This is a genomic window from Sphingosinicella sp. CPCC 101087 (genome assembly GCF_004151485.1).
Lineage (GTDB): Bacteria > Pseudomonadota > Alphaproteobacteria > Sphingomonadales > Sphingomonadaceae > Allosphingosinicella.
Genome location: NZ_SBFF01000001.1, coordinates 554,827 through 569,982 on the forward strand (window position 1 = coordinate 554,827; position 15,156 = coordinate 569,982).

The following is a 15,156-nucleotide window of genomic DNA, read 5'->3' on the forward strand; positions in this document are numbered from 1 at the left end:
GGTCACCCCTCCGTTTCGCTAAGATTTCGAGATTTCTCGAAATATCGAAACTACAACGGTTGTCAACGACGATTCCGGAAAAGTCGAATTTACCGGAGGCCCGCACGGGACCAAGGGGAGTTACAGCGGTCGACGACGTTCCGGATCGTCGTAGGACGGCTTGGCTGGGGGCCGGTAATCGATGCTCCACTCCGAAATCACCACAAACCAAGCAAAAGCCATCAAGCCCCACGAGAGGACATAGCCAGCGATCACCAGAGCGAAGCGGGCAGGCGCCTCCGCTGCAACCACATGCCCGAAGCGGCGCAGAGTCACCTCGCCGTCGAGAAGGCCCAATCCGAAAAAGATCAGCCCGACCGTACCCAAAAGGGTCAGGGTCAACAGCTTCAGCGGTCTGTCTTTCAGCCTCAACGTTCGCTCCGCAGGCTCGACGTGCCCGAACGACCGAGGCAGCGTCTATTCTGCGCGCGAGCGCCGGTTGCGACCGCCAGACGCAGGGGGGAACGTATAGCCACACCCAATTAACAGAATATTCCGGTAAAGCCGGACTCAGGGACGCGGACCGTGACCCATGGGATGGCGTGGGCCCCGGCACTTGCGCCTATCATGCCGTCGGCTCGGTCCGGACGCGGCCTAGCCGACTCTCGCCAGCAGCTTGTCGATCGCTTCGGCCGCTTCGGGTTCCTCGAGCGTCGGGGCATGGCCGATGCGCGGCACCGTGACCGTTTCCATCTTCGGATGCTCGGCTTTCATCTGCTCGGCCGTCTCCAGGCTGAGCAGATCGGACAGCTCACCGCGCACGAGCAAGGTCGGGGTGTCGGCCAGGCTCCGGAAGGCCGGCCACAGATCGACTCCGGCTTCGCCGCCAGGCAGCTTGAAGGGCTCGGCCAGCCGCATGTCGTAATCGAGCACGATCCGCCCGCCCGGCGAGAGCTTGCACAAACGCTTGGCGAAGGTCAGCCATTGGTCGAGGTCCCAGTCGGGATAGCGGTCCCGCTGCGCCTCGGCGAGCGCGCGGGCGGCGTGGAGCCAGGTCGGCCAGTTCTGCGCCCTTCCGACATAGGAGCGGATATTCTCGATACCCCGCGGCTCCAGGACAGGGCCGATATCGTTGATCAGGGCGGCGGCGATCCGGCGGCTGTCGCTCATCGCCAGCAACATGGTCATCAGGCCGCCCAGCGAGGTTCCGAACAGGACGAACCGCGTCAGCGCCAGCTCGCGGACCAGAGCCTCCAGATCCTGAAGATAGGTCAGGGGCACATAAGTCATCGGGTCCTTGGCATAGGCGCTCTCGCCCCGGCCCCGCAGCTCGACGCAGATCAGCCGCCAATCCCCGGCGAGCCGCCCGGCAACTCCTTCGAAGTCGCGCGCGTTACGTGTCAGACCAGGAATGCAGACGATCGGGGGACGGCTCGTATCGCCGGCATATTCGCGATAGTGGAGCCGCAGCCCGTCGTTCGACCACCAATAGCCATCGGACCAGTCCGCCATGCCTTACCCCACGCTTCGCCCCTCCCCTATCGTCTGATGGCGACGCTTCCGCAACCCGCGCCCTACCGCCCGGAGCGCGCGATCCTGTCGCTGGGCGAAGCCTTCTACGATGCGGTAGCGCCGGCCGATTTCCCGCAGACGATCCTGAGGTTCCGCAACGAGCGCTGGGCGCCGGCAGTCGGGCTGGAGGGGCTGAACGACGAAGAGTGGATCGCCCATTTCGGCCGATTTCGGCCACTTCCCGACAATCTGCCCGAGCCGCTGGCGCTCCGCTATCATGGCCATCAGTTCCGCGTGTACAATCCGGACATCGGCGACGGCCGGGGCTTCCTGTTTGCGCAGCTTCGCGACGGCGCCGGCCGATTGCTCGACCTCGGCACCAAGGGATCGGGCCAGACCCCCTATAGCCGCTTCGGCGACGGGCGGCTGACCCTCAAGGGAGGCGTGCGCGAGGTGCTGGCCACCGAGATGCTGGAGGCGCTCGGGGCGGAAACGTCCAAGACCTTTTCGCTGATCGAGACGGGCGAAGCGCTGGAGCGCAGCGACGAGCCCTCCCCCACCCGTTCCGCGGTCCTGGTCCGGCTGAGCCACGGTCACATCCGGATCGGGACCTTCCAGCGGCTCGCTTTCTTCAAGCAGACCGAGGAGATGGCGAAGCTCGTCGGATATTGCCTGCATCATTATTACGGCGAGACCAACCCGTCCGCCGATGCGGACGCGGCGGTTCGGCTCCTCGACCGCGTGGCGGACGCCGCATCGCGGCTGGCCGCTTCCTACGTCGCTGCCGGCTTCGTCCACGGCGTGCTCAACAGCGACAACATCGCCCTCACGGCCGAAAGCTTCGATTATGGTCCCTGGCGCTGGACCCCCTTCTGGGACGGACATTTCACCGCCGCTTATTTCGACCATGCCGGGCTCTATTCGTTCGGGCGCCAGCCCGAGGCGATTCACTGGGACCTGCTGCAGCTCGCTCTGTCGCTGCGCCAGATCGTCGATGCCGACGCGCTGACGCCGGCGCTCGAGACCTTTCCTGACCGGTTCCAGAAGGCGCTGCGCGACGCCATCTTCGGCCGGCTGGCCATAGTTCCGCGGGAGATGGAGGCCGACATGAGCCTGATCGGCGCACTGGAGACGGCACTGGCAAAGCGAACCGTCCCCATCGACCGCTTCTTCTTCGATTGGCGTGGCGGAAGCCTTCGCGGCAAGACGCCGGCCGCGGCGGATTATGAGGGCGAGCCCTTCGCCGAATTCCGCCGGCTGGTCGGCGAGCGCGCGCCGGCCGCCGGCGCGCTCGACCATCCCTACTGGTCCGACGACGCTCCCTGCTCGATGCATATCGAGGAGGTCGAAGGGATCTGGTCGCAGATCGACGAGGCCGACGACTGGTCGGCGCTGGAGGCCAAGATCCAGGCCGTCCGGCGCATGGGCGAGGCGATGCGTTCCAGTCCCGACGAGGCACAATGAGCGCCCGCTGCGGCATCGCCGCGGCCGCTAGGCGCTTGAAAAATCTTCCGGCCCCGCCATGAGGGGACGATGGCTGAATCCCTGACCTCGCACGAGCCCGCCACCGGCGAACTGTTGTGGACCGGTGCGGCGGGAGACCCGGACGCCGAGGTCATGGCCGCAAGGGCCGCCTGGGCGGGCTGGGCGGCGCGCCCGTTCACGGTGCGCGTGGAAACCTTGCGCCGCTTCGCGAACCTTGCCCGCGCCCAGCTCGAGCCGTTCGCCGACCTGATCGCACGCGAGACCGGCAAGCCCTTGTGGGAAGCGCGCACCGAGGTCGAGGCCGTGATCAACAAGGTCGACATCTCGGTCTCGGCATATGCCGAGCGAACGGCGCAGCGGCGGCTCGAAGGCGCCCTGGGCACGCGCGTGGCGGTGCGCCACAAGCCCCACGGCGTCCTGGCGGTGCTCGGTCCCTACAATTTCCCCGCCCATCTGCCCAACGGGCACATCGTTCCGGCGCTGATCGCCGGCAATGCGGTGGTGTTCAAGCCGAGCGAGAAGACGCCGGCCGTCGGCGAGTTTCTCGTCCGGCTCTATCATGAAGCGGGCGTTCCCGAGGGCGTGGTGCGCTGCGTCCAGGGCGGCGTGGAGACGGGAAAGGCGCTGGCCGCCCATCCCGGCCTGGACGGACTGTTGTTCACCGGCTCGGCCCGCGCCGGCCTGGCCCTGCACCGCCAGTTCGCCGAAACGCCGCACAAGATCCTGGCATTGGAGATGGGAGGCAACAATCCGCTCGTCGTGTGGGACGCGAAGGATCTTCACGCCGCGGCGGCAATGGCCGTCCAGTCCGCCTATCTCAGTGCCGGCCAGCGCTGCACCGCCGCGCGCCGGCTGATCGTCCGCGACGGGGCCCATCAGGAGCTGATCGAGACGATCACTCGGCTCGTCGACCGGCTGATCGTCGGCCACCCGCACGCCAACCCTGCGCCGTTCATGGGTCCCGTGATCGACAATATGGCGGCCGACCAGCTCCAGGAGGCCTTTCTCGAGCTGATGGGCCGGGGCGGCCGCGCCATCCGCCGGCTCGATCGAAAGACCGACGAGCGCCCCTTCCTGACGCCGTCGCTGATCGACGTCACCGAGGTTGAGCGGCGGCCGGACGTGGAGATGTTCGGGCCGGTCCTCCAGATCGTCCGCGTCGCCGATTTCGACGGCGCGATCGCCGAGGCGAACGCCACGCGCTACGGCCTATCCGCTTCCCTGATCGGCGGCGCGCCGGAACTTTACGACCGGTTCTGGGCCGGCGTCCGTGCCGGGGTGATCAACTGGAACAGCCCGACCAATGGCGCACCTTCAAAGGCGCCGTTCGGCGGCATCGGCCTGTCCGGCAACCACCGGCCGAGCGCATATTATGCGGCCGACTATTGTGCCTATCCCGTGACCAGCTCGGAAGCCGACTCGGCCCGCGCGACGATCGGCGTAGGGCTTGCCGATCCGACCGCGCCGGCAAATATCGAAGGCTAGGCGCCGCCCGGCCTTCGCGGGCGTACGTAGGCGGACGGAAGGCTTCCTTGCACAGAAGGAAGCCCCACCACTCCCGGCGGCGACCCTTCCCCTGCGTGGCACAGCGGCGACAGGATCTCAGTCCGCTAGGCGCTTGCTCGCGTAGATGAATTCCAGGGCCAGGCGCCGTGCCGTCTCACGCAGGTTCGCGGCGGCGGAATGTCCGCCGTCGATATTCTCGTAATAGAGATAAGGCTGGCCGAGCTCGGCGAGGCGCGCGGCGGCCTTTCGGCCGTGGCCGGGATGGACCCGATCGTCCTTGGTCGAGGTGAGGATGAAGGGCCTCGGATAATCTTGCCCGGCGACCAGCCGCTGATAGGGTGAATAGCCTTCTATCCACGCCTTCTGCTCGGGTATCGAAGGATCGCCATATTCGCCGATCCACGAGGCGCCGGCGCCCATGAGCGGGTACCGGATCATGTCGAACAGGGGCACCTGGATGATTGCGGCGTTGAACAGGTCCGGCCGCTGCGTGATGGCGGTTCCGACAAGCAGGCCGCCCTGGCTGCCGCCAACGACGCCGAGTCGGCGCGGGCTGGTGACGCCCCGCCGGACCAGATCCTCGGCCACGGCGATGAAGTCGTCCCAGGTCCGCTGCTTGTTCCGGCGCTGAGCCGCCTGGTGCCAGTCCGGGCCGAACTCGCCGCCGCCGCGCAGATTGGCGACGACATAGGCGTTCCCCTGTTCGAGCCAGAGCCGCCCCGTGGTCGCCATATAGCTGGGCACCATCGGCACCTGGAATCCGCCATAGCCGTTGAGCAGGGTCGGCGTCGAACCGTCCAGCTTCATGTCGTGCGGCCGGATCAGGAAATAGGGGATGCGGGTACCATCGCGAGAGGCCGCCTCGTGCTGCTCGACGACATGGCCCGAGGCATCGAATCGCGGCGGCGTCGTCTTGATCGTCTCCACTGCGCCGGTCGCGCCGTCATAGTGCCAGAGCGTCGACGGTGTCAGATAATCCGTGACGGTGAACATCGCCTCGACGCTCTCGTCGGAGGCGGCCGCGATGCCGATGCTGGCATTCTGCGGCAGAGCGAGAGGGCGGCTGCGCCAGGCGCCGTCTTCATAGTTCATGGCCATGGCGCGACCACGGACATTGTCGAGTACGGCGATCAGGAGCTGATCGCGGGTTGTCGCGAAATCGCCCAGCGTCTGGCGCGGGCCAGGCGCCCAGACGAGCCCCGGCCGGGCGCCGTTGGGGTCGCTCTTCCATTCCTCCAGGTCATAGGAGATCAGCGAATCGGTGGCGAAAGCGAGGCCGGGAGCGGCTTCCCAGGCCTCCTGCAGCGCGACGATGACACGTCCGTCGACCAGGCCGGCCAGCGACGATTTCCTCGGCAGGTTCAGGCGGACCGGGCCGTCCTCCCGAAGGATCGTATATTCCCGGTCGAAGAAGTCGAGGCCGCGAGAGGCGCCCACGGCATGGACCATCCCCGCCGCGTCGCGCAGCACGAAAGGGGTGACCGACACGTCCTCGCGCGTGCCACGGAAGATTTCCTCTGCCTCGTCGAGCGGCTGGCCCCGACGCAGCCGCTTGACGACGAACGGATAGCCAGAGGCCGTCATCGTCCCGGGGCCCCATTCGCGCGCCACGAGGATCGTGTCCTCGTCGAGCCAGGCGAAACTCTGCTTGCCGTCGGGCAGGCTGAACCCGTCCTCGACGGAACGTCCTTCGATCAAGTCGAACTCGCGCACCACCGAGGCGTCGCGCCCGCCGTCCGACAGGACGACGAGGCAACGCCGCTCCTCCGGCGGCAGACAGGACAGGCCGCGATAGACCCAGTTGGCGCTTTCGGCGCGGGCGAGCGCGTCCACGTCGAGCACCGTTTCCCAGGCGGGAGAGTCGGTCCGATAGCTTTCAAGTGTTGTTCGGCGAACGATGCCGCGGACATGGGTCTCGTCCTGCCAGAAGTTGTAGAGTCCGCTCGGCCGCATCGACACCAGGGGAATACGATCGCTCGCCTGGAGGATCTCGAGTGCCTGGTCGTGGAAAGTCCGGTAGCGCGGGTCGGCCTGCAGCTCGCCGAGTGTCCGCTCATTCTCGGCACGCGCCCAGGCGAGCGCGCGCTCACCTTCAATCTCCTCGAGCCAGACATGGGGATCGTCCGCGGGGGCGGCCCCGCTGGAAGATTGCGCCGCACCGATCGAGGCCATGCCTGTCAACGCCAAGACTCCTGCCAATAGCTTGAAGCGAAATGCCATTACTGCCCCTCCCGCCACGGCAGAGGTAAGGCGGCAATACGCGAGAGACAATGGCCGGGGATTTGCCGCCGCCCAAGGCGAGAACCGATGGAGAGCTAGCGGTCGGATCGAGGGCGCTGCCCTCACCCGAGAGTCACATGGATCCTTCCGGCAGGGATTGCCGGGGAAAGGCCCTAACCTCTCGCCTCCGGCAGATAGTCGGCGTCGATATGGTCGGAGAAGCGGGTGATCTTGGCGTCGAACTTCATCTTCACCTTGCCGGTGGCGCCATGGCGCTGCTTGGCGATGATCAGCTCGGACAGCTGATAGACCCGCTCCATGTCCCGCTGCCACTGCTCGTAGCTTTCGAAGATCTTGGCGTCGTCGCCTTCGACGGGCCGCTTGGGCTCGCGCGAGGCGACATAATATTCCTCGCGGTAGACGAACAGGACGATGTCGGCGTCCTGTTCGATAGACCCGGATTCGCGAAGATCGGAGAGCTGGGGCCGCTTGTCCTCGCGCTGCTCGACGGCGCGGCTGAGCTGGGACAAAGCCAGCACCGGAACGCCGAGCTCCTTGGCGAGCGTCTTGAGGCCGCGCGAGATCTCCGAGATCTCCTGAACGCGATTTTCGTTGGAGTTACGGCCCGTCCCCTGGAGGAGCTGGAGATAGTCGACGACGACGAGGCCTATCCCCTTCTGGCGCTTCAGCCGTCGTGCCCGGGTGCGCAACGCGGCGATGGTGAGGCCCGGCGTATCATCGATATAGAGCGGCAGCGATTCGAGATCGGCAGCGGCGCGAGCAAGATTCCGGAAATCCAGCTGGCTGATCTTGCCCATGCGCAGATTTTCCGAGCTGATCCCGGACTGCTCCGCGAGAATACGGGTGGCAAGCTGGTCGGCCGACATTTCGAGGCTGAAGAAGGCGACGGCGGCTCCGGCCGATTTCTCCGGCGCGATCCCGTCCTCGATATCGCGCACGTAGCGCTGCGCCGCGTTGAAGGCGAAGTTGGTGGCGAGCGCCGTCTTGCCCATGCCCGGACGGCCGGCAAGAATGATGAGGTCGCTATGGTGCAGGCCGCCGGTCTTGGCGTTCACCGTGTCGAGACCGGTGGTGACGCCGGAGAGGCCGCCGCCGGTATTCAGGGCCTTCTCGGCCATCTGGACGGCGAGGCGCGTCGCCTGGGCGAAGCTCTTCACGCCGCCTTCGCCGCCACCCTCCTCGGCCACGCGGTAAAGCGCCGCCTCGGCCTCTTCGATCTGCCCCTTGGGCTCGACCTCCTCGCTTGTATCGAGCGCCCGCTCCACCATCTCGCGGCCGACGCCGACCAGGGCGCGAAGCAAGGCCAGGTCGTAGATCTGATCCGCGAAGTCGCGCGCGCCGATGATCGCGGCGCCGCTTCCGGTGAGCTGCGCGAGGTAGGACGGGCCGCCGAGCTCCTTCATCTCCTCGTCGGCCTCGAACAAGGGCCGGAGCGTCACCGGGCTCGCGATCATGTTGCGGTCGAGCAGCCTGAGGATCTGTTCGTAGATGCGACCGTGCAGCGGCTCGTGGAAGTGATCGGGCCTGAGCTTGAGCTGGACGTCCTCGGCCAGTCGATTGTCGATCATCAGCGCGCCGAGCAAGGCGGCTTCCGCCTCGACGTTGTGAGGAAGCGACTGACCCGTGGGGGTGGGAGGCTCGACGAGGGAAAGCGGTTGTACCATTTCCCTACTCTACGCCTGCCGGACTCATTCCGGTAGGGCTCGGCCCGAATGAATCGTGGGCCGATCATGGTATAAGCTGTGGATGCTTCGGCCGAGCGGCGAGCGCGGAAACTGCAAGCGTGACAAGGCGATGCCCCACCCGCTAACAGGCGAGCAATGGAACGGCAGCGCATCATCGACATCGAACTCGACGAACGCTCCATCCTCCGCAGGAACGAGGATATCGAGCAGGAGCGCCGCGTCGCCGTGTTCGACCTGCTCGAGAAGAATTGTTTCGACGCGAACGGGCATGAGGGACCGTTCCGGGTGAAGCTGCGGGTCGAGGACAATCGGCTTGCGATCGACATCAAGGACGAGTCCGGCGAAAAGCTCGACACGGTGCGAATGGCGCTCGGCCGCTTCCGCCGGCCGATCCGCGAATATTTCGCGATCTGCGAAAGCTATTTCAAAGCGGTCCGGTCCGAGCATCCGCGCGGCATCGAGGCGCTCGATATGGCACGGCGCGGGCTCCACAACGATGCGGCCGAGCTGCTCAAGGACTGCCTGAAGGAACGGATCGAGATGGATTTCGACACGGCACGGCGCCTGTTCACCCTGATCTGCGTCCTCCACATCAAGCAGTCGACGACGGCCGTCGACTCGCCGACGCCCGCCACGGCGCCGAGGGCCCGATGAACCGCAATCGCTGGCTGCTGCTGCTCGCGCCGGTGCTGGCGGCCTGCGAGACGACACGCACCGTTCCGCACGACCCGGTCGAGATGGTCGATTATGCGGCGATCGGCGAAGCCCCGTTCTGGATGGTGGCGATCGGTGACGACGCGATCGTGCTGACGCTCGGGCAGGATCCGCAGGCCGGATCGGCCGATTTGCTGACGCACCATTTTCCCCGCACCCTTCCCCGCACCGTCGACGGCGTTCGCCGCTGGGAGTCGGGCGAAGGCACGCAAGTCATTAGCGTCGAAGCGCGCCCCGGCCTTTGCGAGGGCTCGGGTGGCCGGCGCTACGAGGATCGGGTGACGGTCCGGTTGAGCGGACGCGAACTCGTCGGTTGCGGCGGCCGCCTGGTCGCGGACGAGCGCGAATAGGCCATGTCCAGTCCGGCTCCGGTGCAACGCCTGCCCGCTTCGGTCCGGTTGCCGTGGCACGGTCATGAGGAGGGCTATGCCGCTATCGTCCTCGAGGGCTGCTATCTGGAGGCGGGGGACGGCGGACGCGCGCGGGCCGAGCCGGGGCGGGTGCTGGTCCATTCTCCCTTTTCCGGCCATGCCGACTGGGTCGGGCCGAGCGGCGCGGCGATCGTCAACGTCCCGCTTCGCCCCGAGGCCGCCCTCATCTGTCGGAGCGGCACGACAGACGACCCGGAGGCTCTGGCGAAATCCCTGCGGGAGGCGCCGAATTCCGCCGCAACGATCCTCGCGGAAGCGGTCCGGCCCCAGCCTGCGGTCGAGTACGACCTGCCCGATCGCCTTGCCATGGCCATCCAGGGCGACGAGCGCCTGTCGCTCGCCGAGTGGGCGTCCGAGCACCGCGTGTCGATGCGAACGCTGAGCCGGAGTTTCCGATCCTGCTTCGGGCTGTCGCCCGCCCATTACCGCTGGCGCGCACGCACGCTGGCGGCGTGGCGGTCGGTGATGCTGGAGACCCAGCCGCTGGCCTCGGTCGCAGCGGCCTTCGGCTTTTCCGACCAGGCCCATATGAGCCGGTCGATCCGCGCGCTGACGGGCCGACCGCCCGGCGTGTGGCGCCGAAGCCATTCGCAGCCACTGTCCGATTAGTTCAAGACGCGCCGTGCCCGGTCCGGCTAGCCGGCAGGCATGAAACCGAGATTTCTACACGCGCTCCTGATCCTCTTCTCGGCTGCTACGGCCGCGCCGCTGCGCGCGCAGCCGGCGCCCGTCGAGCAGGCCGCCGCCGCTTACGGGGTCCTGGACGTGAACCGGGCCGAAGCGCTCTATCGGGAGGCGGTGGCGAGCGCGGCGACACCCCCGCGGGAACGGGGCATTGCCCGGCGTGAGCTTGCCCGCATTGCCTGGCTCGTAGACGGCGATGCCGGCCGCGCGCTCGATCTCCTCGGCACCAGTACCCCGCAGGATCCCGATCCGTGCCCTGCTGCCTATCTCTATGCGCGTATCCTCAATGACGACCAGGCGGCCCGGCCTGCGCCGTCCTGGATGGATACGCTCGAGGCGCGGTGCCTCGCGATCGAGCCGGGCGTCGCGACGGAGCGCGTGAAGTCGCTGGTCCGCGCTGCGATGGCCCTGCCGGCGACGGAGCGGAGGGAGGCGGTCGCGCAAGCTGCAACCGCGTGGAACACCTTGCCGGCGGACGTTCAATCCGGCCCGGAGGGCTCCAGGCTGCTGCTGAGCCTCGGCCTCGTGTCGCGCGATCCCGACCGCGCCCTCCAAGGGTGGCGGCAGTATCTCGGCCTGGCGGGCGAGCAGAGCCTCCCCCAGGCGCTACGCAGCGGCGAGGCGGACGGCGGCCGAATTTTCCGACAGGGACTGGCTCAAGATGCCTCGACGGATGCGAAGCTGGAGCTCGCCTTCCTGCTGATGCGCGCCGGCTTCGAAGACGATCTTCGCCAGCTCGTCGCCGACCATCACCTGGACCGTCCGGCCGACGATCCGCGCCGGCGCACGATCCGGGCCTATCTGACCCTCGTCGCCGCGCTCGCAGCCGAGATCTCGGCGCACGACCGACGCTTCGCGCGACAGGGCGCGGCCGACGAAGAGGGATATGAGACTCGCCTGCAGGACCTGCTGCGCCAATCGGTCGCGGCAGTCGGCGAGCGTACCGACGATCTTTGGCCGCAGCTGCGTACGCACTTCAACCTGCATGGAGCGCTGGGCAAATCCAACGGAGTCTCCAGCCTGCACCTCGGCCATGCCGTCGTCGACAAGCGGATGCCGATCGAGCAGGGGACGCGGCGAGGCTCGATCCGCTTCATCGCCATCGACAACATGATCCACAACGGCTTCTCTTCTTGGCTTGCCGACGGGGCCTCCGGTGCCGGCGGCTGGGCGGTGGACGGTACGACCATCGTGCAAGTGCGCCCCCGCTATCTCGTCTCCGTCGAAACTGCACTCGGCCTGGCGCGCGACGGGGAGGCGCGAGACCGCTTCGTGCGCGAGATGGAGATCAAGCGCCTGGGCGACCGCGCGATCGCTCAGGCCAACCCGATCAGCTTCCTTCCGGGCGTGCGCGACCGGCTGCGCCTCGAAGGCATCGACGAAATCGCCGCACGGATAGGCTCCACCGTCGGTGATGGCCCCGGCTTCGCGCCGGCCTTTCGGCGGGCCTATAGCGAAGCGGTCTTCGGCAGCTCCATTCTCGCGCATGAGGGGCGCCATGCCCTCGATCAACTCCAGTTCACCGGCGAGAACGCGCTCTCCAATGAGGAGCTGGAATATCGCGCCAAGCTTTCCGAGATTGCCTATGCCGCCAGCCCCACGCTGGCGCTGTCCAGCATCTATTCGCCTTTGTTCGGGGGATCGAGCGGCCATGGCATCGCCAATCGCCGCCTCGCCGGGGAGTTGGCGGCCTGGATCGAGGCGCATGCGCAGGCGGTGGAGGGCCATGATCCCCGCCTGTCGCCGCTCGAGCAGCTCGACCGCCTGAGCAACGATCAGCTTCGCGCCATCGTTCGGTCGCTCGATCCCGCCGCTTGACACCCCCCGCGCCGCCCGCCCATCCAGTGCAGCCATGAGCATCATGGCCGACCGCTGGATTCGCGAACGCGCGACGCAGGACGCGATGATCGAACCTTTCGTCGAGGCGCAGCGACGAGAGGGCTGCATCAGCTACGGCCTTTCCTCCTATGGGTATGATGCGCGCGTCGCCGACGAGTTCAAGATCTTCACCAATGTCGACAATGCGCTCGTCGACCCGAAGGATTTCGCCCACAATAGCTTCGTCGACCGCAAGACCGACATCTGCATCATCCCGCCCAACAGCTTCGCACTGGCGCGGACGGTGGAATATTTCCGGGTGCCCCGCGACGTGCTCGTCATCTGCCTCGGCAAGTCGACCTATGCGCGATGCGGGATCATCGTGAACGTGACACCATTGGAGCCCGGCTGGGAAGGCCATGTCACGCTCGAATTCTCGAACACGACGCCGTTGCCAGCCAAGGTCTATGCCAATGAAGGCGCCTGCCAGTTCCTGTTCCTGAAGGGGAACGAGCCGTGCGAGGTGACCTATGCCGACCGGGCCGGCAAATATATGGGGCAGAGAGGCGTCACGCTGCCGAAGCTGTGACGGGGATTCGGGCGCCGGTCTCAGACGAGAGGCGGACGAATGGCGACATCCCTGCCGATGAGCGCCCGCAGCCGCTCGAGCTCGCGTTTCACCCGCTGCCTTGACGCGGATCCTCCGAGCGAGACGCGCAAGGCCTGAAGCCGCATGTCCGATGCGACGGCGAAGGCGGAGCTCGCCACAACCGGCAATCCCGTCGCCACGGCCTCGGCCGCGATCCGATCGGCGGCGGCGCCGGGATCGAGCCTGAGCCACAAATGGTAGCCGTCCGGATGCCATCGCGCCACGGAGGGTCCGAATATGGCCGTGGCAGCGGCCATCCGCACCCGCGCCTCGGCGCGCACCCCGGCCAGGAGGCGCTGGAAGGTGCCGTCGTCCAGCCAGCGCGCAACGAGCGCGGCGTTGACGGGCGGCGCCATGCCCGCGGTCTCGTGGGCCGCCGCCGCCAGCGCGAGCGCGTCGCGCACCGTGGGCGCACGGACGAAGCCGACCCGAAGTGATGGCGAAAGCAGCTTGGAGGTCGTGGCGATGTGCCACGTCCTTTCCGGCGCGATGGAGGCCACGGGCGCGATCGGATGCTCCGGCAACCGGCCGTAGGCGTCGTCCTCGATGACGGCAAAGCCAAAACGTCGGGCGAGGGTCGCGATCTCCCGGCGGCGCGGAAGCGGAAGGGTTGCCGTGGTCGGATTGTCGTTCGTCGGAACGATGTAGAGCGCGGCCAGCGCCGATTGCGCGGCGGCGCGCTCCAGCGCGTCAGGCCGTATTCCGTCCTCGTCAATCGGGAGATGTACCAGCTTCACCCCGGCCCGGCGCGCGGCGGCGAGGAACCCCGGATAGGTGAAGCCTCCAACCGCCACCCTCTCGCCGTGGCTCGCGACGAGTGGAACGAGGGCATGGAGCGCATGCTGGCTGCCCGCGGTCACGATGCATTGGTCTGGAGACGTTTCGGGGATGAGGCCGGACAGGAAAGCCGCCGCAGCCGCGCGCTGCGACTCGGTGCCGCCGACCGGCTGATAATGGAGCGGCGCCGCGCGTTCCTGCATCAGCATCGCGACCCCCTCGCAAAGGCGGCGACGGAACAGGCCGTCGTCCGGTTCGGGAGGCATGTTCATGCCGCTCGACACTTCCTCGCCGGGATCGTCGGAACGGCTGACCGCGCGCTCCCGGACAAAGGTGCCGCGGCGCCCTTCGCTGACCGTAAGTCCGGCCGCAGCCGCTTCGGCGTAAGCGCGCGTCACCGTGGTGAGATCGATTCCCAGCCGTCTTGCAAGCTCGCGCTGCGGCGGGAGCCTGTCGCCAGGCAGCACTCGTCCCTCGTCGATGTCACGGGCCAGGACTTCGGCGATGGCGCGATAGATCGGGGCTTTCGTCGCAGGCAGATCGGGAAGCCAGCCCATGTCGGCTCCTTGAAACAAGCAGGCATTTCAGCTATATGTCTTGCATACATATTGATCTTTGTATGGATCGTCAAATCATCTTCGGGAGATATCTGTGCAGGAGCGTGACGACCTTCGCTTCGTGGATTCCGCCGGCCGTCGGTGGGAGAAGATCGACCCGCTCAAGACCGGGCCGCTCGGACGGTGCCCGCGCTGCGGCCGCGGCCACATGTTCGCCGGCTTCCTGAAGCTCGAGCGCGAATGCGAGGTTTGCGGTCTCGATTTCTCTTATGCCGATCCGGCGGACGGGCCCGCCTTCTTCGTCCAGATGTTCGCCTGCGTTCCGGCGGTGATCTTCACCTTGATGCTGGAGATACTGGCGAGCCCGCCGGTCTGGGTGCATTTCGTCACCAGCCTACCGCTGCTGCTTTTGACGACCGTGCTGCCGCTTCGGCCGCTCAAGGGCTGGCTCGTGGCGAGCCAGTTCTTCTTCAAGGCGCAGGAGGGCCGGCTCGTCCGGGAGTAGGACGCGCGACCCGCCGCAATTTCAGGCCAGCGCGTCGGAACCTCTCAGGATCTTTTCCACCCAGTCGGCATAGGCCGTCATGAAGCCGGCCAGGAAATTGCGAGTCGAATCGTTCTTCAGCCGGCCCGCCTCGTCGAACAGGTCGCCGGCATGGGCCACATAGGCTTCGGGCTGCTGCATCATCGGAATGTCGAGGAAGACGCATGACTGGCGCAGATGATGGTTGGCGCCGAACGCGCCGAGCCTGCCGGGCGTGACACTCACCACCGCTCCCGGCTTCTTCTGCCAGGCGGCCTTGCCATAGGGACGCGAGGCGACGTCGATCGCATTCTTCAGCACACCGGGCACCGAACGGTTATATTCCGGAGTCACGAACAGGACTGCGTCCGCGCGGCGGACGCGCTCGCGGAAAGCCGCCCATTCCGGCGGAAGCGATTCCTCCAGATCCTGATTGTAGTGCGGCAGGCCGCCAATCTCGACCAGCTCGAGCGCCAGCACCTCTGGTGCGAGTTCGGCCAGAGCGTGCGCGGTCTTTCGGCTGAATGATTCTCGCCTCAGGCTTCCGACGATGACGGCGATGTCGCGTGGCTTTGTCATGTCGCTCCCCTTCCTG

Annotated in this window: 14 protein-coding genes; 8 read left to right on the forward strand and 6 right to left on the reverse strand. The window is 66.9% G+C overall.

All coding sequences use genetic code 11. The annotated features are described in order from the left end of the window. Positions 1–120: 120 nt before the first annotated feature. Both EKM57_RS02670 and EKM57_RS02675 read right to left on the reverse strand, forming a co-directional pair. The gene (locus tag EKM57_RS02670; protein WP_129790889.1) at positions 121–411 is read right to left on the reverse strand and encodes a hypothetical protein; all 291 of its coding nucleotides are present in this window, start codon (positions 409–411) and stop codon (positions 121–123) included. 222 nt (positions 412–633) lie between these two features. Next, positions 634–1,491, reverse strand: coding sequence for an alpha/beta fold hydrolase (locus EKM57_RS02675; protein ID WP_129790890.1), 858 nt, complete (start codon positions 1,489–1,491; stop codon positions 634–636). Between the two features lie 36 nt (positions 1,492–1,527). Here EKM57_RS02675 and EKM57_RS02680 point away from each other — a divergent pair, with 36 nt between their 5' ends. Together EKM57_RS02680 and astD are read left to right on the forward strand one after the other, a co-directional pair. Then, on the forward strand, positions 1,528–2,955 hold the full coding sequence (locus EKM57_RS02680; protein WP_129790891.1) for a protein adenylyltransferase SelO family protein: 1,428 nt from the start codon (positions 1,528–1,530) through the stop codon (positions 2,953–2,955). 69 nt (positions 2,956–3,024) lie between these two features. Then, positions 3,025–4,461, forward strand: coding sequence for a succinylglutamate-semialdehyde dehydrogenase (astD, locus tag EKM57_RS02685; protein WP_129790892.1), 1,437 nt, complete (start codon positions 3,025–3,027; stop codon positions 4,459–4,461). Between the two features lie 117 nt (positions 4,462–4,578). Here astD and EKM57_RS02690 read toward each other — a convergent pair whose 3' ends face one another. Together EKM57_RS02690 and EKM57_RS02695 are read right to left on the reverse strand one after the other, a co-directional pair. After that, positions 4,579–6,654 (reverse strand): prolyl oligopeptidase family protein, encoded by a 2,076-nt coding sequence (locus EKM57_RS02690; RefSeq protein ID WP_206185280.1) that lies wholly within the window; start codon positions 6,652–6,654, stop codon positions 4,579–4,581. Positions 6,655–6,875: 221 nt separating this feature from the next. Beyond that, positions 6,876–8,387 carry a replicative DNA helicase gene (locus EKM57_RS02695; protein WP_129790894.1) on the reverse strand — a complete coding sequence of 504 codons (1,512 nt, stop codon included), beginning with the start codon at positions 8,385–8,387 and terminating at the stop codon, positions 6,876–6,878. A 156-nt stretch (positions 8,388–8,543) separates the two neighbouring features. On the opposite strand from EKM57_RS02695, the gene EKM57_RS02700 reads away from it, so the two are divergent. From EKM57_RS02700 to dcd, 5 genes are read left to right on the forward strand one after another with little or no spacing between them, the layout of a single operon-like run. Continuing rightward, positions 8,544–9,062, forward strand: coding sequence for a UPF0262 family protein (locus tag EKM57_RS02700; RefSeq protein WP_129790895.1), 519 nt, complete (start codon positions 8,544–8,546; stop codon positions 9,060–9,062). Beyond that, positions 9,059–9,472, forward strand: a complete 414-nt coding sequence (locus EKM57_RS02705; protein ID WP_129790896.1) for a hypothetical protein — start codon at positions 9,059–9,061, stop codon at positions 9,470–9,472. Before EKM57_RS02700 ends, EKM57_RS02705 begins: the two co-directional genes overlap by 4 nt. Before the next feature lie 3 nt (positions 9,473–9,475). Next, positions 9,476–10,162: an AraC family transcriptional regulator gene (locus tag EKM57_RS02710; protein ID WP_129790897.1), complete on the forward strand. Its 687-nt coding sequence runs from the start codon at positions 9,476–9,478 to the stop codon at positions 10,160–10,162. Between the two features lie 39 nt (positions 10,163–10,201). Then, the gene (locus tag EKM57_RS02715; RefSeq protein WP_129790898.1) at positions 10,202–12,055 is read left to right on the forward strand and encodes a hypothetical protein; all 1,854 of its coding nucleotides are present in this window, start codon (positions 10,202–10,204) and stop codon (positions 12,053–12,055) included. Between the two features lie 34 nt (positions 12,056–12,089). Next, positions 12,090–12,644 (forward strand): dCTP deaminase, encoded by a 555-nt coding sequence (gene dcd / locus EKM57_RS02720; RefSeq protein ID WP_129790899.1) that lies wholly within the window; start codon positions 12,090–12,092, stop codon positions 12,642–12,644. 20 nt (positions 12,645–12,664) lie between these two features. Here dcd and EKM57_RS02725 read toward each other — a convergent pair whose 3' ends face one another. Further along, positions 12,665–14,038 carry a PLP-dependent aminotransferase family protein gene (locus tag EKM57_RS02725; protein WP_129790900.1) on the reverse strand — a complete coding sequence of 458 codons (1,374 nt, stop codon included), beginning with the start codon at positions 14,036–14,038 and terminating at the stop codon, positions 12,665–12,667. Between the two features lie 88 nt (positions 14,039–14,126). On the opposite strand from EKM57_RS02725, the gene EKM57_RS02730 reads away from it, so the two are divergent. Continuing rightward, positions 14,127–14,543: a DUF983 domain-containing protein gene (locus tag EKM57_RS02730; RefSeq protein WP_371414114.1), complete on the forward strand. Its 417-nt coding sequence runs from the start codon at positions 14,127–14,129 to the stop codon at positions 14,541–14,543. Between the two features lie 21 nt (positions 14,544–14,564). Here the strand turns inward: EKM57_RS02730 and EKM57_RS02735 are convergent, their stop codons facing one another. Beyond that, entirely contained in the window at positions 14,565–15,140 is a 576-nt protein-coding gene (locus tag EKM57_RS02735) for an NADPH-dependent FMN reductase (RefSeq protein ID WP_129790901.1), read from the reverse strand. Positions 15,141–15,156: the final 16 nt, after the last annotated feature.

What these genes read in the sequence shown, in the direction of transcription:
- EKM57_RS02715 (WP_129790898.1), top strand. Translation starts at nt 10,202, where the DNA reads ATGAAACCGAGATTTCTACACGCGCTCCTGATCCTCTTCTCGGCTGCT.
- EKM57_RS02725 (WP_129790900.1), bottom strand. Translation starts at nt 14,038, where the DNA reads ATGGGCTGGCTTCCCGATCTGCCTGCGACGAAAGCCCCGATCTATCGC.
- EKM57_RS02690 (WP_206185280.1), bottom strand. Translation starts at nt 6,654, where the DNA reads ATGGCCTCGATCGGTGCGGCGCAATCTTCCAGCGGGGCCGCCCCCGCG.
- EKM57_RS02700 (WP_129790895.1), top strand. Translation starts at nt 8,544, where the DNA reads ATGGAACGGCAGCGCATCATCGACATCGAACTCGACGAACGCTCCATC.
- EKM57_RS02675 (WP_129790890.1), bottom strand. Translation starts at nt 1,491, where the DNA reads ATGGCGGACTGGTCCGATGGCTATTGGTGGTCGAACGACGGGCTGCGG.
- astD (WP_129790892.1), top strand. Translation starts at nt 3,025, where the DNA reads ATGGCTGAATCCCTGACCTCGCACGAGCCCGCCACCGGCGAACTGTTG.
- EKM57_RS02735 (WP_129790901.1), bottom strand. Translation starts at nt 15,140, where the DNA reads ATGACAAAGCCACGCGACATCGCCGTCATCGTCGGAAGCCTGAGGCGA.
- EKM57_RS02705 (WP_129790896.1), top strand. Translation starts at nt 9,059, where the DNA reads ATGAACCGCAATCGCTGGCTGCTGCTGCTCGCGCCGGTGCTGGCGGCC.
- EKM57_RS02680 (WP_129790891.1), top strand. Translation starts at nt 1,528, where the DNA reads ATGGCGACGCTTCCGCAACCCGCGCCCTACCGCCCGGAGCGCGCGATC.
- EKM57_RS02695 (WP_129790894.1), bottom strand. Translation starts at nt 8,387, where the DNA reads ATGGTACAACCGCTTTCCCTCGTCGAGCCTCCCACCCCCACGGGTCAG.
- dcd (WP_129790899.1), top strand. Translation starts at nt 12,090, where the DNA reads ATGAGCATCATGGCCGACCGCTGGATTCGCGAACGCGCGACGCAGGAC.
- EKM57_RS02710 (WP_129790897.1), top strand. Translation starts at nt 9,476, where the DNA reads ATGTCCAGTCCGGCTCCGGTGCAACGCCTGCCCGCTTCGGTCCGGTTG.